This window comes from Paraburkholderia sp. RL18-085-BIA-A, from assembly GCF_046027075.1.
GTDB lineage: Bacteria > Pseudomonadota > Gammaproteobacteria > Burkholderiales > Burkholderiaceae > Paraburkholderia.
This window is the reverse complement of record NZ_JARESU010000011.1, coordinates 144,679-168,737: the sequence shown is the minus strand read 5'-3', so window position 1 is coordinate 168,737 and position 24,059 is coordinate 144,679. Positions and strand designations below refer to the sequence as shown.

The following is a 24,059-nucleotide window of genomic DNA, read 5'->3' as shown; positions in this document are numbered from 1 at the left end:
AATTACGAAATGTTTTTGCCGATAAAACATGGTGTGTTTTTGCTCGGACTCAGCGTTCGCCCGGAAGATGCCGATGCCATGACGGAATTGGCCGGTCCGGATGCGGCCTGATGCTTAGCTGATTCCATTTGCCAAACGAACCGGGAACGAGCAGACGCACAGCACGATTAAGGACTTTTACACGGCAATAACCGGGTAGTGGAGAACAATAAATATGCGTATCAAACGAGGAAAAGGTGTCTTCGAGGTCATTGTGGCGCTGTCTCTGGCGGCAGGCCTTACGGCATGCGGCGGGGGCGGTGGCGGCGATAGCGGAAGCGGTGGCAGTGGCGGTGGAGGCAACAACAGCAGCGCCACCAACGGTGGCACCAGCGGCGGCACGAACATCGTCAACAGCGCGCCGCCGGTCACTTTGACGCCGGCAGCGGACGGTAAGCTTCACGCCGCCTGCACGAGCTGCGGCGCGGCCGACGATTCGACCTACGCGGGCAGTGGCGTGGGCATGTGGCAGGCGCTCAACGGGAGCGCGCAGGCCGATACCGTCAATGTGTCGATCAAGGGCACGTCGGGCCGCAACGTCACGCTCGTCTTCACCAACGAGGGTGGCAATCAGGCGATGTTGCCGGTGCCCATCAATGCAAGCGTGAACACTCCGTCAGCCGATGTCATTACCGCGACGGCGAAGGCCCTGATGGCATCGCCGACCGGCGAGGACCCGCGCATGAAGGCCATCCACGAGTTCAACTCGACCGGCTGGAAGGCACTCGTGCAACAGAACGCGGCATCGGCCGCGGCGAGCCCGGCAGCGGATGTCGTCAGCAAGGTGCAGCGCGCGGTGGTGACCTACAACATCGGCGATACGCGCGACTTCTGGTTGGCGGATGGCACGTTGCGTCATATGGCGCTTCAGGCTGTCGGCACCACGGCCGATGCTACGAAGGTCAATATCTGGGTCGAAACGGCGGAGTACGGCACAGGGAAAATCACGCCGACCATCGTCAACAGCCTGCTGCAGAATTACGCGGGCACGGGCGGCGTGTACGACATGGTCACCGGCATCGGCGGTCCGTTCTGGGGCGCGGTGAACGTGACCGGCATGCTCGGCGCACCGCAACCGATCGACCTCGTCGTGGCGAACTTCAACCACGATTCGCAGCCGTACGGCACAGTCGGCTATTTCTGGGCGCTCAACAACTTCGTGAATCAGGGCACTGGCGAGACGGCCCACAGCAATGCGGACCTGTCGCTCTATCTGGATTCGGAGACGCTGTATCTGGCGGGCACCGCCGGCATGAAGACGATGCAGACCGTGATGGCGCATGAAAGCACGCACATGCAGAACTTCTACCGCCGCGACATGCTGATGGGTATGCAGTACGCGTACGACACATGGCTCGAAGAAATGTCGGCGATGATGATGGAGGACTGGGTCAGCTTCAACATCGACCCGACGTACAACTCCGTTCGCGACGACCGCTTCATCAGCTATCTGACGTACAACAACCGGGGCAGCTATACCTGCGGTCTGACGACATGGGACGTGGGTGACGTGACATGCGACAGCTATACGACCAACGGCTCGTTCGGCGGATTCCTGAACCGGCAGCTCGGGCTCACGTTCTATAAGGACCTGCTGAACGACAAGAACGCGACTGTGTCGATGGACATTCTGAATGACGCGATCAAGCAGGTTCGTGCGGACTCGAGCGTCGCGCAGGAATTGCGCCACTTCACCGTCGCGGCGAGCGCACAGGTGCCGCTCGCGGCGAACATGGCGCAGTACAGCTTTGCATCGCGCGCGGAAGGCGGCTTCACGCTGCCGTCCATCGACCCGTCGAAGATGGCCCGTGCGTTGCCGTCGGCTTCACCGGGCGTCCTGCTGGGCTACGCGAGCTTCCCGGCCGTGCGCTCGCATGTCGCGAGCACTTATCAGGAAACGGTGACGCTGCCGCCTGGTGTGACGTTGTCGGTGATCGTGCAGTAACGCGGCGGCGCGGCAGCATCGAGTCTGCCGCGCGTCTGGCCGGCTGACGAAGCCGTCCCCTTCCAGGGACGGCTTTTTTCATGCATGCTGGGCGCGCATCAACGGGTTTCCGATAACGCATTTGTACAGGCTCAAGTCGTTGCCATGCTCCGAAACTTTCTTCTCGCTGCTTTCGTTCTGTTTGCCGGCATCGCGTGTGCGGGAACAGCGCATACGGGCGATCGGGTCGATTTGCGCGGCACATTGACCCTTCGTGGCAATGAGCCCTTCACGTACCCCGTCATCTCCGACGGCAAGAATCTGTGGCAACTCGTGGGCGTGGACCATGCGACGGCGGGCCGGTTGCAGAACCAGGTCGTGCACGTCAAGGGGCGGGTGGCGGAAACCGCCGGGCCTTCCAGACTGCCTTCTGTCCAGGTCGATTCGATCACGGCGACGGACGAAGGGACGGCTCACTGAACTCCACGGCGGCACTTCGCGAAGAGCACTCACCGTCGATTGCCCGACACGTCCGGGCGCAAATGAAGCATCAGCGCCGCGCATATCACACCGAAACCGACACGCGGCGCGACGATTGCAACCAGCATGGCGCTGATGAAGCCGGCAAGAACGACAAGCGATCTGGACCTGGCCGCGCGACGCATGTGCATGGGCACGAGGCTCGCATCCGCGCCGGACAACACCTGCTTTTCGAACACGTTGTAGGCGATGTCGATGCAGACGAACAATCCTGCATAAAACACGACGGGCGACGACGCGAGCTGCGTGCGCGCAACCCACGCGGTCGCGAAGGGCAGCAGCGAGACCATGAAGAGATGGATGAAGTTGATCCATATCAGTCCCAGCGTCGGCGGACCCACGTACCTCATCAGGTGATGATGGTTGATCCAGATAATGACGATGAACAGATAACTCACCGCATAACTGATCGCCATTGGCCATAGCGGCCACAGGTCCGAGAATGACGGCTGGTCCGGCGCCTTGAGTTCCAGCACCATGATGGTCACGATCACGGCGAAGACCGCATCGGAAAATGCAGTCAGCCGTTCTGCGGTTAGCTTGACTTCGCGCATCGCGTCCCCCCGCTTTGAGTAAGACGTTGATCGAACTTGACCGGCCAAGGCTGATACTCGCGGCCAGGCGGCGGCCTGTTCAGCGCCGCCGTCGTGTCAGCCGTTCTTCTGTTCCTTGAGACGCGCGCGGTGCGCCGCAACCTTCGCGCGATTACCGCAGATCGCCATGCTGCACCAGCGGCGCGCATGGCCGCGCGTGTGATCGGCGAACATCAATGTGCATCGCGGACCTTCGCACGCCTTGACGTGCGCGAAGTCTTCCTCGCACACCAGCTTTGCCAGCAACTCGGCGATCGGCATCAACAACGACTCCGCCGATTTCCAGCGCCGGTTGGCACGTAATTCAAAGCCTACGACACCGTCCGCGACATCCGCCACGATTTGCCCGTACTGCTCATCGCGTTCGAGCAATTGATTCAGCGGCCCAAGATCACGCAGGTCTTTGGCGACCAGCGAGCGTCCCTTCCGCTTCTGAACATAGGCCCTGAACCACTCGCGCAACTCGCGCGCCCGCGCTGCGACCGCGTCGAGTTCTGCGGGGGTGGACTGTGCACGCACCGCCGCGATCGCGCTGCGAGACACGAACCCAGCCTGTTCCAACCAGGCCAGTAGACCCGCGCCGTCGCTGATCCAGTCGACTTCCTCGTCGACCGGCGTTGCCACCGAGTTCAGAAAGTCCAGGCCCGGCGCGTCGGCCACGAATATGGGGGGGAGTTGACGGTAGTCCATCTGTTGGCCTGAAAGCAAAACGGAATGAATAAAGTGTAACCGCTAAAAATGCTGTTGACAAGTTACTCATAGAGTGAGTAACCTGAATATGAGCATTAAACAGGTTACTGATTGAGCGTGCCGATAGATGCTCGTCGACCGCAGCAGGAGTCTGCTTTCTTCAGAGGAGAGGAACATGTCCGTTGTTGACGTGAATGTGGTGCTCGTGCACGGCGCATGGGCGGATGGATCGAGCTGGAGCAAGGTGATCCACGCTCTGAAAGCGCATGGCATGAACGCGATTGCGGCTGCGTTGCCGCTGACTTCGTTAGGCGACGACGTGGCCGCGCTCAACCGAACGCTCGAACGGATCGAAGGTCCTGTCGTGCTGGCTGGTCACGCGTATGCGGGAGCGGTCATCGGATCGGCCCGCGCGGAAAACGTCGCAGCGTTGGTCTATGTGGCCGCGCTCGCACCCGACGAAGGGGAAACCGTCGCCGATGTGTTCTATCGCGGCGAAACTCATCCGCTGGCGCCGAAGCTGGCGCCTGATTCGCACGGCCTGATATGGCTGCCGGAAGACGCGTTCGCCGCCGCGTTTGCGCAGCACGCGACACCGCAAGAGGTGCAGTTGCTTGCGGCGGTTCAGCGTCCTATTGCGGCGGCGTGCATCGGCGGAAAGGTCGCGCGGCCGCTATGGAAGGACCGGCCGAGCTGGTTCCTTGTTGCTGAAGAGGACCGAATGATCAGCCCCGCCACGCAACATTTCATGGCGCGCCGGATGAGCGCCGAAGTGCATTCGTGCGAGGTGGATCATGCGCCGATCGTCACGGCCGCGCAGACCGTGACCGACCTCATCGTCAATGCGGCGCAAGCGGTGTCGGCTCATTAACGAGGCCGGCATCTCCGTGATGCAATCAATCACGCTGAGCCTTTCATTGCTCACTCAACCTTGTTCATTTGTGGAGGAAATCATGTCGTCCATCTCCTATCGCCATGCCGACGTCGACGGCTTCAAGGTGTTCTATCGCGAAGCGGGTCGTCAAGGCGCGCCGAAGCTGCTGCTTCTTCACGGCTTTCCAAGTTCGAGCCACATGTTTCGCGATCTGATTCCGAAGCTCGCCGACCGGTTTCATATCGTCGCACCGGATCTGCCCGGCTTCGGACAGTCGGACATGCCGGCGCGCGACCAATTCGCCTATACGTTCGACAACATGGCGAGCGTCATTGATCGCTTTACGGAAGTGATCGGCTTCGATCGTTTTGCGCTGTATGTATTCGACTACGGTGCGCCCACAGGCTTCCGGCTCGCATTGAAGCATCCTGAGCGGATTACGGCGCTGATTTCGCAGAACGGCAATGCTTACGAAGAGGGCTTGAGCGACGGCTGGAATCCGATTCGCGCGTATTGGCAGGAGCCCTCTCGCGCCAACCGTGAAGCGCTGCGCGCGCTGCTCACGCATGAGACGACCGTCTGGCAGTACACGCACGGCGTGCGCGACACGGCACTAGTATCACCGGACGGCTATTCCCTCGACGACTTCTATCTGAGCCGGCCGGGCGCAGACGAAATTCAGCTCGATCTGTTCGGCGACTACCGCAGCAACGTCGCGCTGTATCCCGCGTTTCAGCAGTATTTCCGCACGCATCGGCCACCGCTTCTTGCGGTGTGGGGAAAGAACGATCCGTTCTTTTTGCCGGCGGGCGCCGAGGCATTCAGGCGCGATATACCGGGCGCAGAAGTGCGCTTCTTCGATACGGGTCATTTCGCGTTGGAGACGCACGCAGTGGAGATTGCCGCTGCTATTTCGGACTTCCTCATTCGATGAGTCGCGTGTGCACTGGCCGGCATGGACGCGTTCAGCTGTATCGATATGCACCGGGTTTGAAAAACCGGTCGCCGTACTCCAACCGGCTATTTACCTGTACTTGAAACAAGGAGCGTAGCAATGTCCAGAAGAGTCGCAATCGTCACGGGCGCGAGCCAGGGGATCGGCCGTTCGACCGCCATCAGGCTGGCGCGGGATTTCTCGTCGATCGTGCTCGTCGCCCGGAATCGCGAGAACCTCGAACAGGTTGCCGCCGAGGTCGAAAAGGCGGGAGCCGAGCCTCTCGTCATGGGGCTCGACCTCGCTGAGCCTGACGCCGCACAGCAGGTCGTCGATCAGACGCTCGGCGCGTTCGGACAGATTGATGCATTGCTGAACATCGCGGGGGCCGTGCCGCAGATCGACGTGTTCGACATGAGCGACGAGCAATGGGACAACGGATTCGCGCTGAAGCTGCACGGCGCACGGCGTCTGACGATGGCGGCGTGGCCGTCGCTGAAAGCGACGCATGGGTCGGTCGTGCTGATGTCGGGCAATTCGGCGCTGTTCCCGAAGGCGCCGTACGCCGCGGTGGGCACGATCAACGCGGCGATCGTCGCGCTCGCGAAAGCTTTCTCGGACCGCGGCATCACCGATGGCGTGCAGGTCAACAGCGTATTGCCCGGACCGGTGATGACCGGCCGGCGGCGTTCCTACCTGGAGCATTGGGCGCCGCTGCATGACATGAGCGTCGAAGAGGCGACGCAAAAGTTTCCCGCCGAAGCGGGCATTGCCCGCTATGGCACGCCCGACGAAATCGCCGAGTTGATGGCGTTCATCGTTTCGCCCGCCGCGCACTGGATGACGGGCTCTACGTTGAGAATGGACGGTGGTGAAGTCAAGTCGATTTGAGCCGCGCCTCGCGATGCTGCTGCGTCGCATGTCCAACCATTCAAGGTGGACGCGGATGAATTGACGCGGTAGTCTGATAGCGCTGGATGACGAAGCTTGGCGATGCTGGTCCTTGACGACGACATGGAGCGGACATATGCAAGTAAGCACGGAAACGCTGGTGGACATGCTGCGGGAAGTCGAAGCGGATGACCCGATCGACTATGCAGACCTGCCGTTTGGCGAGCAGGAACTGCGGCGGCTCGTGATGACTTCACTCGTCGAACGCCACCACACTGTCGAGGCGTGCAACATGCCGGTGTCGGACATCCACGCGTTGTATCTGCTGAGCACCGCCAAGCTTGTTCTCGAGAACATGGTGCTTCACGCGAGGCTGCTGCTTTTGCAGGGGCAGCAGGTCGATGTGCAGGCGTTGTTAGCGCCATTCACGCTCAAAGGCAATCCGTAGCGCGTTCAGCGGCCAGGTTTCTATAGCGCCTATAGCGCCTATAGCGCCTGCGCCGCGATATTCGCGGCAAAGATCGTCCCGCCGCCCACACCAGGTGGACGGGCGCCGCCTCCGGCTCGAACCCGGCAAGCACCACTTCCACCTTCTTCGCATCGACAAGATCGCGCACTTGCCAAAGCGGCGCCCGCGCAATCCCGTAGCCGGCGGCCGCCGCCATATTGCAGGCGTGCGCGCTGGATGAGTAAAACCTGCCCCGCACTTCGGCTGCGAAGGCCTGCGCACCGAACTGCCATGTCTCCCGAAGTTTGCCCCTGCGCAACAGGCAGTCGTGATTCGCCAGGTCGCGAGGATGGGTGGGATATCCACGCTCGGCGAAATAGACCGGCGCGCCGAACACGACGCGCCGCAACTCACCGATTTGCCGCGCGCGAAGGCTGGAATCCGGAAGCTTGCCCAGACGCAGCGCGACGTCGACCGAGTCGCTAGCGAGATCGACATGTCGCTCCGACAACAGAAGTTCGCTGCTGACATTCGTGTGCAGACGCAGAAACGTCGCGAGCGCCGGGGCGACATATTGCGCACCAAACGAGGTGGGCGCGGCAACGCGGATCGCGCCACGCAGTTGAGCATTCTGGTCCAGAAGCTCGTCACGAGCGGCGCCGATTTCGCGCACCGCAGGCCGTATGCGGTTGACGAACGCGAGACATGCGGGCGTGGGATGCACTCGGCGCGTGGTTCGCTTGAACAGCACGACGTTGAGCTGCTTTTCGATGGCCGCCAGAGAGCGGCTGACGGACTGCAGCGAACGCCCGAGCGACGCCGCGGCCGCAGTCAGGCTGCCATGGTCGACCACGGCCAGCAGCACGGCGTAATCCTCGTTTGACCTCATCGTGATTCTCTCGCTTAGCGGAATAATGCCTCCCGGCGCGGATGGCTATGAACGCAAACACAGGCGTCATACATTCTAAGCGCGGCCTGAGCCGCTTCCTTTTTCAACAGAGAACTCGCCATGACCTACGAAACACCCGCGCAGAATGGTCCCGTCTATGGGGCGCCGATAACGTTGAGCCAGGCGATGCAAGTGGCGCACGCCGCGCGAGAAGAAGCCGTTCGTCACGGCTGGCCGATGGTGATCGCCGTGGTCGATAGCGGCGCTCACCTGGTTTTACAGCATCGGCTTGACCAGGCGCAGCTCGGCAGTATTGAAGTGGCTCGTCAAAAAGCGGAAACGGCGGTGCGTTTTCGCCGTCCGAGCAAGCTCTTCCAGGACGCGGTGTCGCAAGCGGGCATCCATTTGCGGCTGTTGGGCATGTCCAATCTGATGCCGCTCGACGGTGGCATTCCGCTGGTACTCCATGGCGCGGTGATCGGTGCGATCGGCGTGTCGGGAATGCAGTCCGAGCAGGACGCTCAGGTTGCGCAGGCAGGCGCGGATGCTTTGCGATAGCCGTAACCGCAGCCGTCGCCAATCGACCTCGGGGTAAATGCTGTGGGTTATCCGAATACGGCGCCCACAGCGCGATTGGAATAACCGGGCCCGCTGATGTGGCAATCGGGCAATTGATATCGAAAGCCTGCCATTGCCGCATTGCATCACAGCAATTGCCGCCGCATTTGCGCTTTTACATCGAAAATACAACACCTCATTTATGCGGTCGCATCACAGTTGAACTCCCACCGGCCCAAAATCCTCGCACGATTCGCCGCTGTCCTAGGGGTTATCGGGTATTCCAATTGATCTCCGCCTTTTTCTTTGCCCCGTGCGCTCCATGCCGCACACAATTACCGCCTTGAATTAACCTGATACTTTAAGTTTACGCAATAATTGCTGCGCATACCCGTTTGAGTCCACTAACCGTCAAATGCGCAGGTCATGGCTTTCAGCGAACCAAGGTCTCCATTTTTCAAATGGGTAGTGTCCTCCGCTCAGAACCTGAGCCCAGACAACCGCCAGATCCTGCTCGCGCATTTATTCACGCGAACCGCGTCAATCATATTCGCGTCGATTTGCGAAATCAGCGTCTGCGCAACCGCTTTCTATCTATATCCCATTCCGCTTTACGCCGCGTGGGGCATCGCCGTCGTCGCGTTGCTGATAGCGCGCCTCACGCTGATCTGGCTATGCCGCAGGCGTAGCGCGCAAGACCGGCCGACGCCGACCTCCGCGTTTCTGCTGGCGAGCCTGCTATGGAGCGTGCTATTCGGCTTCGGCACGTTGCTGTGCAATATCAGCGGAAACGCCACGCTCTTTCTGCTCGGCAACGTTTGCGCGGTGGGCGTGATCGGCGGATTGGCCGGACGCAATGCGGGCACGCCCCGGCTCGTGCTGTTGCAGATTTCCTTCATTCTCAGCCTGTTGGGTCTCGGTGCGGCGCTGTCGCCCGGCAATGGCAAGCTCGTGCTGCTATTTCAAGCGCCGTTCTGCGCCGCCGGCTTTTTCACCGTGGCCCTGCGCAGCAATCGCGATACCGTCGCATTGTTGCTGGCGCGTGAAAACAGCCACCGCCTGGCTCGTCAGGACAGCCTCACCGGCTTGCCCAATCGCGCGCGTATCAGCGAACTGCTGCTGGAGCGCACGGAAGTGGGCGCGTTGCGTCACGATCAGCCGTTCGCTGTTCTACTGATCGATCTGGACGGCTTCAAGGCGATCAACGACAGCCTGGGCCATGCAGCGGGCGATCAGATTCTGCAGGAGGCGGCGAGCCGCTTGCGTGAAATTCTGCCGAGCGGCGATCTGGTCGGACGCCTTGCCGGCGACGAGTTCGTCGCCATTGCCGATGGGATGAGCCAGGTGCGCGAGGTGCGTGTGCTGGCCGACCGCATCGTCAAGACACTTGCGCGCCCGTTCGCGTTGAGCGAAGCGCTCGTGCATATCGGCGCGAGCGTCGGTGTTTCGCTCTATCCGGAGCACGCGAAGACGGGACCGCAATTGCTGATCTGCGCCGACCGCGCGTTATATGCGGTCAAACGCAGCGGTAAAAGCGCGTTCGCCGTTTTCGATGCCGACAAGCACGTATCGGATGAAAGCCTGAGCCTGCTGCGCAGCGACCTCGAAGGCGCGCTGAAGTCGTTCGATGGTTTGCGCATGGAGTATCAACCGATTGTCGATCTCAGCGACGGCACGGTTTCCGGCCGCGAGGCGCTGTTGCGCTGGACCCATCCGACCCGCGGCGAGCTTTCCCCGGCCGCGTTCATTCCGACTGCCGAACGCACCGGCCTCATCCTCGCATTGGGCGAATGGGGGTTGATGCAGTCGTGCTCGCAAGCGGCGACATGGCGGGACAAGGTCCCGGTCGCCGTCAATGTGTCGCCGGTGCAGTTGCGCGAGGAATCGTTTGCTTCGACGGTCGCGGCGATTCTGCGCAGGACGAGGCTTCCGCCGGAGCGCCTGAACATCGAGGTGACGGAGACCGTGCTATTGAACGACGACACCGTGACACGGCGCAACGTCGCGAGGTTGCGTGCGTTGGGCATCGGTCTTGCGCTCGACGATTTCGGCACCGGCTTTTCGACCATGTCGACGCTCGTGCGCTTTCCGTTCGACAAGCTGAAGATCGACAGCTCTTTCGTCAAGGAGTCCGTGCACGGTCGCGAATCCGCGGCGGTGGTGCGCGGGATCGTGGCGCTGGCGCGCGAAATCGGCATGCCGACGACGGCGGAAGGGATCGAAACGCAGGAGCAACTGGATTTCGTGCGCGTGTGCGGATGCACGCACGCGCAAGGCTTTCTGTTGGGCAGGCCGCTGCGCGGCAGCGAGATCGAGCAGATCGCTGCGAACCCGGCCGAGCATTCCGTGGACAAGACCGCGAGCGCGCGGCATTGAGGTCCGGCGCCGAGGTGGATCATCGAGGTGGACATGACCGCCCCATTGCAATTTCAGTTGAGGATCACCGTCTCGCCTGAACTGGCGCACGCTTTGCGCGCCGACTCATCACATGCGGCGCATGCCGCGCTGCGCGACGTTCTGCGCAGACACGGCGCAACGTTGAAATGCCAGTTCGATGCGTTCGCCGATTACGTCAGCGAGGCGGAACGACTAGGGACGGAAAACTATCCGCTCTATCAGTGGACTCGGGACACGATCGAAAATCCGGAGAAGAAAGCGAAGTACTTGCAGTCGTTTACGGTCTATGTGAATGGCGATGAAGTCTATGGCAAAGAAATCGCGGATCCCATCGAGACCGAACTGTTGAAGCTGGTCGATGCAAACGGCATCCACCGAGTCTTCAGATTCGATACCAATCCGGCGAATAATCCGCAGCCGCCCACGCATTAGCGGTTGAGCGGATAGATGTGTATTGCCGCGGCGCTGCAATCAATGGATTGCAGCGCCTTCTGCGCTCAGCAACGCTGTTTCATCCGGTTGTCACAGCTTCGCGGCTAGGATCAGTGGTCGCATCCACCATGCACACATCCGGCAGCGCACGCTTCAGTGCGGGCAGCGCGATGCGCCCTCACAAGCGCTGGCGTTCATCAATCCCCCATACAACACCACCGGACATGTCGAACAGAAAAATCGTCAAGGCTTCGCCGCCCGATGATCAGGGCGCTTCCATCGTCTCGCGTCGTGGGTTCCTGAAGTTTGCCGGCGCATCCAGCTTCGCAACGGCGGCCAGCACGCTGGCATCGGCGGCGCGCGGCGCCAGTGGCAGCGCACCCGATGGCACGCCCGAGCAGATCCACCTGACCTGGGGCAACGACCCGACGAGCGAGGTCACGGTGTCGTGGGCCTCGGTCGCGCCGGCGGTGAATCCGCAGGTGCGCATCAGCGGCGCGGACTCGAAGAGGCATACTGTGCACGCGGTGCAAAGCACATATACGGATGGCATCAACGGCGAAGTCGTGTTCACTTATCACGCGCGTCTGCGTGATCTGAAGGCCGATACGAACTATCAGTACGAGGTGACGGTCGACAATGACAGCAACGCGGCGCAGCCGTTCACCGCCAGCTTCCGCACCGCGCCGCGCGGTCGCGCGCCGTTCCGCTGGACGAGCTATGGCGATCTCGCGACGCCCAATTCCGACTGGGTTCTGTCGTCGCCGCAAAGCCGCTTCGCGGTGCAGGCGGTCGAGCGCTTCCAGCCGCTGTTCCATCTGCTCAACGGCGACCTTTGCTATGCCAATCTGAACCCGATGAAACAGCCGGCGGTGTGGCGCGACTTCGGGAACAACGCGCAGACGTCGGCGTCGAACCGCCCGTGGATGCCGTGTCCCGGCAACCACGAACTCGAATTCCACAACGGCGAACAGGGTCTCGCGTCGTATCTCTCGCGCTATACGCTGCCCGACAATCACTCGCGTTTCCAGGGGCGTTGGTACAGCTTCCGCGTGAGTTCCGTGCTGTTCGTCTCGCTCGATGCGGACGACGTCGTCTATCAGGACGCGGCTGCGTTCGTTGCCGGTCCGGCTTCGCTGGTGCCGGTCGCCAGCACCGGCAATCCGCCGATTCAACCGGGTACCTCGCTGTACGTGCGCGGATATAGCGGCGGCGAACAAACGCGCTGGCTCGAGAAAGTCCTGCATCACGCGGCGCAGGATGACGACGTGGACTGGATCATCGTGCAGATGCATCAGGACGCGTTGAGTTCGTCGCAGACCGGCAACGGTTCGGACAAGGGCATCCGCGAAGCGTGGCTGCCGCTATTCGACCGCTACGGCGTCGACCTGGTGCTTTGCGGGCACGATCACGACTACGAGCGCAGCTATCCCGTGCGCGGCTGCAATCACGACAAGGGCACCGAGATCGCGACGGGGCGACCAGTCGATACGTTGCAGCCGAAGCCGATCATGTCGGCGGTATCGTCGGGTGCGTCGACGTTCGATACGAGCCACGGCACGATTCACCTGATTCTCGGCGGTGGCGGCACGAGCGCGCCGCTGGACGTGTATGGCGTGGACATCGGCACGGGGCTGCCGCAGGCGCGCATCTTCACGCAGCCTAATCGTCCGGTTCCGGCCGCTGCGGCGGGCACCTTCACGAGGGCCAGTGCGGATGCTGTCGAAGACGCAATCTGGTCGGCGCAGCGCGACACCGGCACGGGCTACGGCATCGCGGTGTTCGATCACGATCCGGGCCATCCGGGCGGCGAGACGACCATTACGATGAACTACTATCACGCGCCGGGCGCGGATCAAACGCCGACGCCGAACTATGAGTTGTTCGAGACGATCGAGTTGAAGAAGAAGCGGCGCGGATAAGAGTGAAATGAGCAGCGGGTTCGCGGGCCATCGTGATGTGGTGGTTCGCGAATTCGCCGTGCGCTCTGAAATGCCGATTATTTAGTAATCCAAATAACGTAAAAAGCGACAAACGTGTGCCTTGTCGGCCAACCGCCCGCCCTCGCTCCGATCGGACGCGATTCCTCAAAACCCGCGCGATCATTTTGTTACACGTCTTACTGAGTCGACCTCAGGCAGTTACAAAAGCCTTTCGAATGGCCGGTTATACTCGGCGCCGTCTCAAGAAAACAAAAGGCCCTCTTATGTCGAAGAAGATCATCCAGATGGTGGCCGTTGCTGCATTGACTGCCGCGGCATCGTTGTCGGCAGTCGCTGGCGATATGAACAACGCGCTTGGCGGCGCACTCGGCGGTGTGGCCGGCGCGGCGCTTGGCGGCGCGGTCGGCGGCAGCACGGGCGCCGTGATCGGCGGCGCGGTCGGCGGCGGCGCCGGTGGCGCGGTGACGTCGAATCGCCGCGAGCGCACGGGCGCGATCATCGGCGGCGCGCTGGGCGGCGGTGCGGGCACGGCGGCCGGCAATGCAATGGGCGGCCGTGGCGGCGGCCTGGTCGGCGCGGCGTTGGGCGGCGGCGCGGGTTCGGCACTCGGCGGCAACGTCTCGCGGTCCAACTCGTATGCGAACGACTACTCGCGCGGCTACCGTTCGAGCAAGCACCATAAGCATCGCCACTACGACTAAAAAAAGCGCAAGAGGCGCATGACCTCGGCAATGCTCGCGCTCGAGTTACAAAGAAGCGCGAGCATTGCATTGAGCGCATCCATCGCAAGCAGGTTGATCGATGAAAGTGGGGCCGCGGAGATTCTATAATCGGGCGTACTTCAATTGCCCCAACAATCCACTCGCGCCTACATGAGACCATCCGTCCGGACCTTGCCCGCTGTCACCCTTCTCTGTGCATTCCCCGCGTTCGCCCAGCAATCGCCGCCTCACGACGAATTCTTCTGGCTCGGCGAAATCAACAAGGCCACGGTCGTCATCAACACCGACGAAGGACTGCTCGACAAGGCGATGGCGCCGCGCCTCGCCGCGGGCGTGGCCAAGGTCATCGCCGATGGCAATCAACCTGGCGCGAAACGTCCGTCTACGGTAATCACGTTCGAGCCGCTGCTGATCAAGGCGGCGGGCGAGGACGTCACGCTGCTGCACGCCGGGCGCTCCAGTCAGGACATGCACGCCACGTATCGTTCGGCGATTCTTCGCGACGACCTGCTGAACCTCGCCGAGCAACTGAACAAAACCACCGCGACGCTGGTTCGTCTCGCCGGCCAATACTCGGCGACCGTCGTGCCGAACTACACGAACGGCGTGGCGGCGCAGCCGAACAGCTACGGTCACTATCTGCTCGGATTCGCCGCGGGACTGGATCGCGACGCGCAGCGCATTCGTGAAGTGTATAAGCGTGTCGATCGTTCGTCGATGGGTACGACGGTGCTCAACGGTACGAGCTGGCCGTTGGATCGCGAACGCATGGCGCATTATCTCGGCTTCAACGCGATCGTCGACAACGCGTATGACGCGTCGCAAATCTCATCCGTCGACGAACCCGTGGAAGCAGGCGCAATCGTCACCAGCGTGGCGCTGCACACGGGAAGCTTCATTCAGGACGTGATGACGCAATACGCCGAAACGCGGCCCTGGATTCTGTTGCAGGAGGGCGGCATCAACACCTACGTGTCGAGCGCGATGCCGCAAAAGCGCAATCCCGGACTATTGATCCGCACGCGCACGGACGCATCCGCCGCGATATCGCAGGCCGAAGGCGTGGTTTGGGAGGCGCACAACCTGCCGCCTGGCATGAGCGATCCGAAGGACGTGAAGGCGAACAGCGAAATGATCGGCAGCGGCATCGCCGCGCTCAAGGGTTGGCAAACGGTGATGAACGCACTCGTGATCAACCCCGAGCGTGCGCTCGAAGAACTGAATAGCGACTGGACCGCGTCACAGGAAATTGCCGATGTCCTGATGCGCAAATACAAACTGCCGTTTCGGGTCGGTCATCATTTCGCGTCGAATGTCGTCGAGTATGCGCGGCAGAAGGACATCAAGCCGCTCGAGTTCCCGTATGCGGACGCGCAGCGCATCTACAGGGAAACAGTGGCCGGCACGCCATACGCGGGAGATCTGCCGATGAGCGAAGCTGAGTTCCGCTCTACGCTGAATCCGGTCGCCATCGTGAATAATCGAGCGACGACGGGCGGCCCACAACCCGCTGAAATGGCGCGCATGCTGAAAGAGGCGAATACGCGCGTCACGCAGCAGGACCAGTGGATCAAGGAGAACCGCGCGCATATCGCCGGTTCGCTGGCGAAGCTGGACGCCGATTTCGACAAGGTGCTCGGCCGCTAGCCAATGAGTCGCGAGCCAGCGTGTCGAGTGGCATCGCTTCGCGAGTGCGGCGAAGATCCGGCCGTGCTCGCGAAGAAGTGAATGCCGAATGGCGCTGCGACGCATTCTCAGTGCTTATCCACCAGCGGAAACGCAGCAGCGTCGCGCCCCGCACGCAGCGAAGGCGCAGCAGCAGGCTTCAGCTTGTCGTCGAACGGCGCATCCGGCTTCATCATGAAGGTCAGCAGCACGCCGCAAGCCATCACACCAATGGACAGCAGGAAGGTCACATTCCAGTTGCCGAGGCGGTCGATCAGATAACCCGCCACCACCGGACTGACGATCGCCGCGGTGAAGCCCGTCCCGCTCATGATGCCGCTCGCCGTACCTGAGCGGTCATAAGTGATGTCCATTGGCACGGCCCACATCGGGCCGATATTCATTTCGTTGAAGAACATCGCGGCGGCGAGAAAGACCAGCGAGTACATCGGGTCGTGAATCAGCACGACGGGGATTAGCGAGAGGCCGGTCATCGTCATGCAGAACGCGACGAGGTAGCTGCGCGCGAGTTTGAGATTGCCGGTACGGCGCAGCAGCCGGTCGCTGATCAGCCCGCCGACCAGATCGCCGAACACGCCGGCAATGAATACGCCGGACGTGAAGATGACCGCTTTCTTGATGTTCAGATGGAAGCTGTGCATGAAGTAGAGCGGCATCCAGTCGAGCATCAGCCAGAGAATCCAGTTGTAGCAGAAGTACACGGCGGACACGGGCAACAGCCGGCGGTAAAGCCGCGCCCAGGTGCCCGGCGCTTCCACCGGACGAACCCGTGGCGGCGGCAGGCTGTCGATTTCTTCGGCGGTGATACGCGGATGATCCGCGGGTTTTTCGGTGTATGTCACGCACCACAGCACCACCCAGCCGAAACTCAACGCGCCGAGCAGGTAGAACGCGAAGCGCCAGTCGAACGCGGTCATCAGCGCCAGCACCAGGATGGGCGCAACCGCGTTGCCAAGCCGCGCCGACGAGTGCGTGATGCCTTGCGCCATGCCGCGCCGGTCCTTTCTCACCCAGGACGCCATTGCGCTGGTGGACGCGGGGAAGGTCGCGCCTTCGCCGAGACCGAGCAAGAGGCGCGCTGCGACGAGCGTCGCGAAGCCGCCCGCGAAACCGGTCAATGTGGTCGCCACCGCCCAGATGAACGCGCAGGCGATCAGCGTGCGCTTCGCACCGAAGCGGTCGCTCACCCAGCCGCCGATGAACTGGAACACCACATACGGATACGCGAACGCCGAGAAGATGAAGCCGAGCTGCGTGTTGCTCAGTCCAAGCTCGGACTTGAATTGCCCCGCCGCGGTGCTGATGTTGACGCGATCGACGTAGGTGATGAAGTACATCAGGCACAGCATTAGCAGCACGGTGGCCGTTGCCTTCGGTTGCAATCGTTTCATGTCTCACTCCACGTTGTTCATTTATTGTTATTTCGACGAACCCGAGGTGAACGCGAGCACGGCGTCCCGGAAACGGGCGCTGCCGTACACCTCTTCGATCAGATCTTCGTCGTCGAGACGTTGTTCGACGACGATGCGGCGCAGGCTCTCCTTCACCGCTTTCTGCGTGACCGGCGACAGCGCGATGAGCCGTTGCGCGAGCGCATGCGCGGCGTCCTGCAACGCATCCTGCGCGAAAACGCCATACATGTACCCGCATTCCAGCACTTCAGCGGCGTTGAGGTAGTCGGCGAGCAGCAGCATCTTCTTGACGCGCGGCACGCCGAGCGCCGCCTGAAGCCGCGCGAGGTTGCGCGACGACAGTGTGTTGGAGAGCGTCTTCGCGATCGGCGCGCCGAAGCGCGACGTGTCGCTGCACAGCCTGAAGTCGCAGGCCGTCGCGAGCGCGAGGCCGCCGCCCACCGCCCAGCCGTCGATCACGGCGATGGTGGGCTTCGCAATGCGCTCCACCGTGTCGATCACGCGCTCGACGAAGGCCTCGTAAACGATGCCATCGCGGCCGTCGCGGAAGTCCTTGAAGTACGCGATATCGGTACCGGCAATGAACGACTTGCCGCCCGCGCCGCGAAACAGGATGCAGCGCACGTCGCTGTTCTGTTCACACTGCGCAATCAGCGTCAGCAGCGACTCGTACATGTCGAGCGTCATGGCGTTGTGCCGCTCGGGTCGGTCGATCACGATCTCCGCCGCGCCCGAGGAATGAATGGTCAGCGTAACGGGGTCGCTCATGATGTGCTCCCGTTGATCTCGGCAAAGATCTCGTCGTTGTGCTCGCCGAGCAGCGGCGGATGACGGCGCACTGTCTGTGGCGTGCCGAGCATCTTGACCGGGAAGCCGATGTTCTTGACCTTGCCTTCGTTCGGATGGTCGATCTCCATGCACATGCGGCGGTGCGTGGCATGCTCGCTTTCGAACGCTTCGGGATAGGAGAGGATGGGGCCCGCGGGAATGCCGGTCGCGAGCATCGCTTCGACCCAGTCGGCGCTGTCGCGCTTCGCGAATTCCTGCTCCAGTACTTCGATCATCGCCTCGCGGTTCTTCAGGCGCAGCGACACGGTTGCGTACTCGGCGTGTTGTACCAGGTCCGGACGTTGTAGCAGTTCGCAGAGCTTCGTCCACAGCTTCTGGTTGGTCGCGCCCATCACGAAGTAGCCGTCGCGCGCCTTCACCGCCTGGTAGGGCGCACTCATCTTGTTGCTGGTGCCGAGCGGCGTCGGCGGCACGCCCGTGCCCCAGTACTCCGACATGTCCCAGATCGAGAAGGCCATCACCGAGTCGAACAGCGACGCGTCGATGTGCTGACCTTCGCCGGTTTTCTGCGCGCCGATGTACGCCGACAGCAAGCCGTACACCGCGAACAGCGCGCAGCCGATGTCGGCCACCGGCACGCCCGCCTTGACGGGCTTTCCGCCCTTGTAGCCGGTCACGCTCATCACGCCGGACATGGCCTGCGCCATCAGATCGAAGCCCGGCCGCGAGGCCCACGGTCCGCTTTGTCCGAAGCCGGAAATACTGACGTAGACGATCTTCGGATTGATCTCCCTGATCGATTGATAGTCGATGCCCAGGCGCTGCACCACACCGGGCCGGTAGTTTTCGACGATCACATCAGCCGTTTTCGCGAGCTCGTAGAAGAACTCCCGTCCTTCGTTGCTCTTCAGGTCGAGCGTCAGCGAGCGCTTGTTGCGGTTCATGTTCAGAAAGCCCATGCTGTCGGGGCCCTTCATCTTGAAGCCCATCGCGCCGCGGGTCTGATCGCCTTCCGGCGGCTCGACCTTGATGACGTCCGCCCCCATGTCGGCGAGCAGCATGCAGGCGAACGGGCCCGCCATCACCTGGCTCACGTCGAGCACGCGGATGCCTTGCAGCGGCAGATGTTTCGATTCGGTCATATCGAGGTTCTCTGGTTGAAGTGGTGGGGCTGACCGCGCGCTCACGTTGTCACGTGACGAACGGTTCGGCGATGTCGGGACGGGCGTGGATGCGGGACTTGTGGTCAGCACACGAGCGCTGCACAGGTCTCGCAATCGCGGATGAGGAAGTCTGGATAGTTGACGGCGCAGCGCGTGGGAATCGGCACGCGCCGTCTGCACGACGGCGCAGCGGTCGTCGCGCCGAGGCTCGGGGGCATCATCTCGTCTCCTGCATGATCGTTATGCGCCACTTTCGCCGACTGAAAAAGCTGCCGCAAGAATGGTCCGGTCATGTCTGGTTTCGCGCCTCGCGAAACCGGAGGGTGTTAAACGTGCGACTAAGCTGCTTTGCCGAGCAAGCCGTTCACCACGTTGCGCAGCGTCTGCTCCTGCGCATGTCCTTCGACGCACGAGAGCACATAGCTGCGCTGATGCCAGTCTCCCTGCAACTCGGCAGACGCGAGCGATTGCTCGGGATGAAAACTGCGCAGCACGTCGGGCGGCATCAGGCCGACGCCGAGCCCATGGCGCACCATCGCGAGCATGGTGTCGAAACCGCTGACGGTGAAGTTGTTGGCAAATAGCCGTCCACGGCTGCGATACGCACGCTGCACGGCCGACAGCACCGCGGACCCCTTGCCGAGACTCACGATAGGCACGTCGAGAATATCGTCGATCCCGATCGGTTCTTCGTGAAACTGGAAATGCGGGCGGCTATAGACCAGCACGAGTCGGTCATCCTTGTACGGCACCTGGGCGAGGTCAAGGAAGCCGCTCTTTTTCTCGTAGATACCCACGTCGATCACTTTGTCGCGCAGCAGTTGCTGCACGATTTTGCTGTTTTCCTCGACGATCTTCAGCGTGATGCCGGGATACTTGCGCTGGATGTCGGAGATCTCATGCGCGAGGAACTGGATGACGACCGCCTTCGGTGCGCCGATGATGATGCGGCCGTCGAGGCCATGGTTGAGCGCTTGCGCGTCGCCTTCGAGCCGGTCGATCAGGTTGTCGATCTGCCGCACGTATTGCAGCAGCTTGCCGCCCGATTCGGTGATCTCGACGCCGTGCGGCACGCGCTTGAACAGCTTTGCGCCGAGTTGCTCCTCGAGGTCCGATACGCGCCGCGACGCGGCGGCCACGGCCAGGTTGAGCTTGTCGGCGGCGCGCGAGATGCTGCCTTCCTCGACGATCGTGAGGATCAGCCGGACGGTTGTCGTATCGAATTTCAAAGAGAACTCCAAGGCCTTATCAAAGGGAGTGCGATTTCTGTCGCTTTGTAGTGGCGGTGCGAACCCGCGCCGCCACCGTCCCTCGGCGTGCAACAACAATTCAATGCGATTGCGGCTCAAGCATGCAGAACCAGCTTCTGCACACGCCAGTTCAGCAACTCCGCGACGAACAGCGTGTTCTCCGAAGGGCACGCCATCTGATGAATCCAGCCGAACTGCTTCGGCTGCTTGCCCGCTTTGCCGAGCACACCGAGCACCTTGCCGTCGAGCGTCATCTTGTAGATGCGGCCCGGAAACGCGTCGGCGCTATAGAGCACCTGGTTCGGCCCCGGCGAGATGCAGATCGCCCACGGTGAGCCGGGCGCGAACGTGCCGGCCGCGATCGCCGCTTCGTCCGGCATATTGCCGATCGCCGGACGCGCATCCGGCGGAACCGGCACGTCGATGGTGAATTGCCGCAGGAACGTGCCATCGGTGTCGAAGACCTGGATGCGCCGGTTGCTGCGATCCGCGACATAGACGTTGTCGTGCGCGTCGACCGCGATGCTGTGCGGCGTATGAAATTGGCCCGGACCCGTGCCGCGGTCACCCCACGACTTGACCCAGTTACCGTCGCGATCGACCTTCGCGACGCGCGAGTTGATATAGCCGTCGCTGATGTACGTGTTGCCGGCTGCGTCCCACGCGACATCCGTCACCTGACGGAAGCGCCCGGGCTCGGAAGGCAGCGGCGGATTGGGGTGCTTGAGCGGAGCGGTTTCCTCGTCGGAGGCTTCCTGCTTGCGGCCGAACACCATCGCGACGCGTCCGTCGGGCGTGAACTTGATCACCAGGTCGGAGCCTTTGTCCGTCACCCAGATGTTGTCCTGCCGGTCCACCTTGACCGTGTGCGCGAACGACCACGCGTACAGGTTGTGGCCGATTTCGCGAACAAAGCGTCCGTCGGGCGCGAACTCCAGAAGCTGCGCGGCGGCAGCACCATACGCGGGCCCAGTGGAGTTGCCGCGCGACAGCACGAAGATGTGCCCGTGCGAGTTGAGCGCGACGCCGGAGCATTCGCCGAAGTACGTGTCTTTAGGTAAATGAACGGGTTCGGCAATCGAGTCGTAAGGAATCGCCGGCGCTGCTTGCGTGTCCGCGAACGCGGCCGGCATTGCGAGCCCTGCGGCGGTGCCGGCGATCAGGCTCATGAAAGTCCGGCGACTCATTGCCCGATGCTCCGCGCTGCCGCAGCATGGACAAAACGACCCATATTGTTCGTTCATTCGATGTCTCCTTTGTCGACCAGAGTTGGTGCTTTAGCGTGTCGATCCGGAGTTGGCGCTTTAGCGCCTACTCCGGTCCTGTGCTTCGGCACTTACTCAGGTCCCATTCAAGATAGTTGCATTGTGGTCCGTCGGGTGGTCACGTAGTCAAGCTCGAAACGTGCAAAGGCAATCGTAGTGCACAAAGCGCTTAATAGCTAAGTGAGCGCGGCACGCGCGCAGGCAAACACGAATCGCCGCAAGCAACGCGGCCTCTTTGCTACTATGTAAGACCGCGACTGCTGTTGAACCGTTGAACAAAGGAGATTTGAATGAGCAAGGGATATTGGGTGACTTCCTATCGCAAGACGAACGACGCGGCGAAGCTGGCCGCGTATGCGCAGCTCGCCTTGCCCGCCGTGGCGACTGCGGGCGGCAAGTTCATCGTGCGTGGCGTGGCGGACGAGGTTCGCGAGCAGGGCTTGAAGGAGCGCACCGTGGTCATCGAGTTTGCGACCTACGAGGCGGCGGTTGCCGCATATTCGAGCGATGCCTACAAGAAAGCGCTCGAAGCACTGGGTGACGGCGTCGAGCGCGATCTACGCATTGTGCGCGGCACCGACTAATGCGCCGGATGCGGTTGGCAACGTGCCTGGCCGCATTCCATGTGACGACTGTGCGGCGCCGTCAATGACGAGTTGAACTGACGGGGCCGCCGCACAGGCGAATTGAAGTTGTTATCAGAGCGGTACGGGAGTTACTTCACCGCCCCCAACGCCAGCCCCTTCACCAGATACCGCTGCAACCAGGCGAACACGATCGAAACCGGCAACGTCGCGCACAGCGTAGCGGCCATCACCAGATGCCACTGGACAACGTACTTGCCCGCGACCATGTCCGTCACCTGCACGGTGAGCGTCTTGTTCTCCGGCGAGCGGATCAACGTATAAACCACCGCAAACTCGTTCCACGCGTTGATGAACGTGAAGATCGCGGTCACGACGATCGCCGGCACGGCGAGCGGCAGGAACACCTTGAACACCGCCTTGGTGCGCCCGCATCCTTCCAGCCACGCCGACTCTTCCAGATCCCTCGGCACCGTCTGAAAGTATGACGACAGCATCCACACCGCAAACGCGATATTGAACGCCGCATACGAAACGATCACGCCGATCTTCGAGTCGACCAGGTTGCCGTCGCCGAACGGGATCATCGCGGCTAGCCGGAACAGGCCGACCACGAGCAGGATAGGCGACAGCATCTGCGTGACGAGCAGAAACTGCCGATACAACCCGCGTCCGCGAAATGGAAAGCGGGCGAGCGCATACGCGGCCGGCAGGCTCACCGCGAGCGCGAGCATCGTCGACAGGAGGCTGATTACCGTGCTGTTGCGCAACGCCACGCCGAAATTGGCTGCTTCCCACATGTCGACGAAATTGCGCCATTGCCATTGCACGGGCAGCCAGCGCGCAGGATAGACAAAAATCTCCGAAGCCGGCTTCAACGCGGTGAACAGCATGACCGCGAACGGAAACAGCACGACCACCACCAGTGGCGACAGCGCGAGCCAGCACCACAACGAGCGCTTCATCTTGGCGTCGAGCCTCATGACGGATCTCCTTCTTTCGCGGGCTGCAGACGCAGATAGGCGATCGAGAAAACGAACAGCATGACGAGCATGATCAGCGACACCGCCGCCGCTTCGCCGGGACGGCCGAGCCGGAAGCCCAGCTCGTAGAGATACGTGACGAGAATGTGCGTGCTGTTGTCGGGGCCGCCTTGCGTCATCACCCAGATGATCGGGAACGAGTTGAACACGTAGATCACGTTCAACAGAATTGTCATGTTGATGAACGGGCGCAGTAGCGGCATGGTCAGCTTGCGAAACTGTTGCCATGCACTCGCACCGTCGATACGCGCCGCCTCGTAGATGTCGCCCGGCACCGATGAGAGGCCGCCCAGCAGTATTGTTACCGTGAACGGAATCGACACCAGAATGCCGACGGCGATTTCCACCGGAAACGCCAGCTCCGGCGTGGCGAGCCAATGGATCGGACCGCCGATCAGGCCGAGCCTTTGCAGCGTGACGTTGACCATCCCGTAGTCGTCGTTGAAGGCCCAGCGCCAGACCACCGCGGTCATCGTCAGGGAAACGGACCACGGCAGCATCACGATCGTGCGCGCCACGCCGCGTCCATGGAAATCCTGATTCAGCACCAGCGCGACCGGCACCGAGATCAACACCGTGCCGCCGACCACGCACACGGTCCAGATGAGCGTGCGCCGCGTGGACGCGAGAAACACGGGGTCGTTGAATACGTTGTAGAAATTCTGCAGACCGGTGAAGTCGCGAATCGCGCCGAAACGCGACACCTCGTGCAGCGATTGCCAGACGATGTTGAAAATCGGATAGCTGATGATGAACAGCGCGAGTACCAGGCTCGGCGCAATCAGCAACCAGGGCGCTTGCAAGCGCGAAGAAGCGGAACGGCTCATGCGTGCTCGATCGTAAGACGCGTCCACATTAGAGCGCGGACGCGACGGGATGGGCCGGATAGTGCAGCAGGTGCATCACGGCCGAAACGCGCGCCGCCCTTGGCGGCGGCGGCGCGCGTTCCGTGTTCAGCACATCACATCACTTCAATGTCACGGCTGGATCGCT

24 protein-coding genes are annotated in these 24,059 nt (G+C 61.9%); 13 read left to right on the top strand and 11 right to left on the bottom strand.

Going from position 1 to position 24,059, the window contains the following annotated elements; all coding sequences use genetic code 11:
* Positions 1 to 214: 214 nt before the first annotated feature.
* Together P0D89_RS10975 and P0D89_RS10970 are read left to right on the top strand one after the other, a co-directional pair.
* Entirely contained in the window at positions 215 to 1,984 is a 1,770-nt protein-coding gene (locus P0D89_RS10975) for a M30 family zinc metallopeptidase (RefSeq protein WP_408369017.1), read from the top strand.
* Between the two features lie 84 nt (positions 1,985 to 2,068).
* Entirely contained in the window at positions 2,069 to 2,443 is a 375-nt protein-coding gene (locus P0D89_RS10970; protein WP_408369019.1) for a hypothetical protein, read from the top strand.
* Positions 2,444 to 2,472: 29 nt separating this feature from the next.
* On the opposite strand, the gene P0D89_RS10965 is transcribed toward P0D89_RS10970, so the two are convergent.
* Both P0D89_RS10965 and P0D89_RS10960 read right to left on the bottom strand, forming a co-directional pair.
* Entirely contained in the window at positions 2,473 to 3,057 is a 585-nt protein-coding gene (locus tag P0D89_RS10965; RefSeq protein WP_408369021.1) for a TMEM175 family protein, read from the bottom strand.
* 96 nt (positions 3,058 to 3,153) lie between these two features.
* Entirely contained in the window at positions 3,154 to 3,786 is a 633-nt protein-coding gene (locus tag P0D89_RS10960) for a CGNR zinc finger domain-containing protein (protein ID WP_408369023.1), read from the bottom strand.
* Between the two features lie 175 nt (positions 3,787 to 3,961).
* Between P0D89_RS10960 and P0D89_RS10955 the strand changes: the two genes are divergently transcribed.
* The 4 genes from P0D89_RS10955 (at position 3,962) to P0D89_RS10940 (ending at position 6,933) form a co-directional block, all read left to right on the top strand.
* A complete protein-coding gene (locus P0D89_RS10955) occupies positions 3,962 to 4,657 on the top strand; it encodes an alpha/beta hydrolase (RefSeq protein WP_408369025.1) in 696 nt (231 codons plus the stop codon).
* Between the two features lie 82 nt (positions 4,658 to 4,739).
* Positions 4,740 to 5,594 (top strand): alpha/beta fold hydrolase, encoded by an 855-nt coding sequence (locus tag P0D89_RS10950; protein ID WP_408369027.1) that lies wholly within the window; start codon positions 4,740 to 4,742, stop codon positions 5,592 to 5,594.
* Between the two features lie 120 nt (positions 5,595 to 5,714).
* Positions 5,715 to 6,485: an SDR family oxidoreductase gene (locus P0D89_RS10945; RefSeq protein WP_408369029.1), complete on the top strand. Its 771-nt coding sequence runs from the start codon at positions 5,715 to 5,717 to the stop codon at positions 6,483 to 6,485.
* Positions 6,486 to 6,621: 136 nt separating this feature from the next.
* Complete coding sequence (locus tag P0D89_RS10940) at positions 6,622 to 6,933, top strand: hypothetical protein (RefSeq protein WP_149671271.1); 312 nt, start codon at positions 6,622 to 6,624, stop codon at positions 6,931 to 6,933.
* Here the strand turns inward: P0D89_RS10940 and P0D89_RS10935 are convergent.
* Positions 6,917 to 7,822: a LysR family transcriptional regulator gene (locus tag P0D89_RS10935; RefSeq protein ID WP_408369031.1), complete on the bottom strand. Its 906-nt coding sequence runs from the start codon at positions 7,820 to 7,822 to the stop codon at positions 6,917 to 6,919. The two genes, P0D89_RS10940 and P0D89_RS10935, sit on opposite strands and share 17 nt — an antisense overlap.
* 120 nt (positions 7,823 to 7,942) lie before the next feature.
* Between P0D89_RS10935 and P0D89_RS10930 the strand changes: the two genes are divergently transcribed.
* The 6 genes from P0D89_RS10930 (at position 7,943) to P0D89_RS10905 (ending at position 15,521) form a co-directional block, all read left to right on the top strand.
* Complete coding sequence (locus P0D89_RS10930; RefSeq protein WP_408369033.1) at positions 7,943 to 8,380, top strand: GlcG/HbpS family heme-binding protein; 438 nt, start codon at positions 7,943 to 7,945, stop codon at positions 8,378 to 8,380.
* A gap of 426 nt (positions 8,381 to 8,806) precedes the next feature.
* Complete coding sequence (locus P0D89_RS10925) at positions 8,807 to 10,756, top strand: putative bifunctional diguanylate cyclase/phosphodiesterase (protein ID WP_408369035.1); 1,950 nt, start codon at positions 8,807 to 8,809, stop codon at positions 10,754 to 10,756.
* 33 nt (positions 10,757 to 10,789) lie between these two features.
* Positions 10,790 to 11,209, top strand: coding sequence for a hypothetical protein (locus tag P0D89_RS10920; protein WP_408369037.1), 420 nt, complete (start codon positions 10,790 to 10,792; stop codon positions 11,207 to 11,209).
* Between the two features lie 224 nt (positions 11,210 to 11,433).
* On the top strand, positions 11,434 to 13,131 hold the full coding sequence (locus P0D89_RS10915) for a purple acid phosphatase family protein (protein ID WP_408369039.1): 1,698 nt from the start codon (positions 11,434 to 11,436) through the stop codon (positions 13,129 to 13,131).
* A 284-nt stretch (positions 13,132 to 13,415) separates the two neighbouring features.
* Complete coding sequence (locus P0D89_RS10910) at positions 13,416 to 13,853, top strand: hypothetical protein (protein WP_408376519.1); 438 nt, start codon at positions 13,416 to 13,418, stop codon at positions 13,851 to 13,853.
* A gap of 171 nt (positions 13,854 to 14,024) precedes the next feature.
* Positions 14,025 to 15,521: an argininosuccinate lyase gene (locus P0D89_RS10905; RefSeq protein WP_408356188.1), complete on the top strand. Its 1,497-nt coding sequence runs from the start codon at positions 14,025 to 14,027 to the stop codon at positions 15,519 to 15,521.
* A gap of 107 nt (positions 15,522 to 15,628) precedes the next feature.
* On the opposite strand, the gene P0D89_RS10900 is transcribed toward P0D89_RS10905, so the two are convergent.
* The 6 genes from P0D89_RS10900 to P0D89_RS10875 form a co-directional block, all read right to left on the bottom strand.
* A complete protein-coding gene (locus P0D89_RS10900; RefSeq protein ID WP_408356190.1) occupies positions 15,629 to 16,951 on the bottom strand; it encodes an MFS transporter in 1,323 nt (440 codons plus the stop codon).
* Between the two features lie 27 nt (positions 16,952 to 16,978).
* On the bottom strand, positions 16,979 to 17,740 hold the full coding sequence (locus P0D89_RS10895) for an enoyl-CoA hydratase (RefSeq protein WP_408356192.1): 762 nt from the start codon (positions 17,738 to 17,740) through the stop codon (positions 16,979 to 16,981).
* Positions 17,737 to 18,903, bottom strand: a complete 1,167-nt coding sequence (locus P0D89_RS10890; RefSeq protein ID WP_408356194.1) for a CaiB/BaiF CoA transferase family protein — start codon at positions 18,901 to 18,903, stop codon at positions 17,737 to 17,739. Before P0D89_RS10890 ends, P0D89_RS10895 begins: the two co-directional genes overlap by 4 nt.
* Positions 18,904 to 19,007: 104 nt before the next feature.
* Positions 19,008 to 19,145 (bottom strand): hypothetical protein, encoded by a 138-nt coding sequence (locus tag P0D89_RS10885; RefSeq protein ID WP_408356196.1) that lies wholly within the window; start codon positions 19,143 to 19,145, stop codon positions 19,008 to 19,010.
* A 117-nt stretch (positions 19,146 to 19,262) separates the two neighbouring features.
* Positions 19,263 to 20,153 (bottom strand): LysR family transcriptional regulator, encoded by an 891-nt coding sequence (locus tag P0D89_RS10880; RefSeq protein WP_408356198.1) that lies wholly within the window; start codon positions 20,151 to 20,153, stop codon positions 19,263 to 19,265.
* 116 nt (positions 20,154 to 20,269) lie between these two features.
* Entirely contained in the window at positions 20,270 to 21,418 is a 1,149-nt protein-coding gene (locus tag P0D89_RS10875; protein WP_408356200.1) for a peptidyl-alpha-hydroxyglycine alpha-amidating lyase family protein, read from the bottom strand.
* A gap of 311 nt (positions 21,419 to 21,729) precedes the next feature.
* On the opposite strand from P0D89_RS10875, the gene P0D89_RS10870 reads away from it, so the two are divergent.
* Positions 21,730 to 22,023 carry a DUF1330 domain-containing protein gene (locus P0D89_RS10870; RefSeq protein WP_408356202.1) on the top strand — a complete coding sequence of 98 codons (294 nt, stop codon included), beginning with the start codon at positions 21,730 to 21,732 and terminating at the stop codon, positions 22,021 to 22,023.
* Positions 22,024 to 22,154: 131 nt separating this feature from the next.
* Here the strand turns inward: P0D89_RS10870 and P0D89_RS10865 are convergent, their stop codons facing one another.
* A complete protein-coding gene (locus tag P0D89_RS10865; RefSeq protein ID WP_408356204.1) occupies positions 22,155 to 23,006 on the bottom strand; it encodes a carbohydrate ABC transporter permease in 852 nt (283 codons plus the stop codon).
* Complete coding sequence (locus tag P0D89_RS10860) at positions 23,003 to 23,893, bottom strand: carbohydrate ABC transporter permease (protein WP_408356206.1); 891 nt, start codon at positions 23,891 to 23,893, stop codon at positions 23,003 to 23,005. Before P0D89_RS10860 ends, P0D89_RS10865 begins: the two co-directional genes overlap by 4 nt.
* Between the last annotated feature and the right edge of the window lie 166 nt (positions 23,894 to 24,059).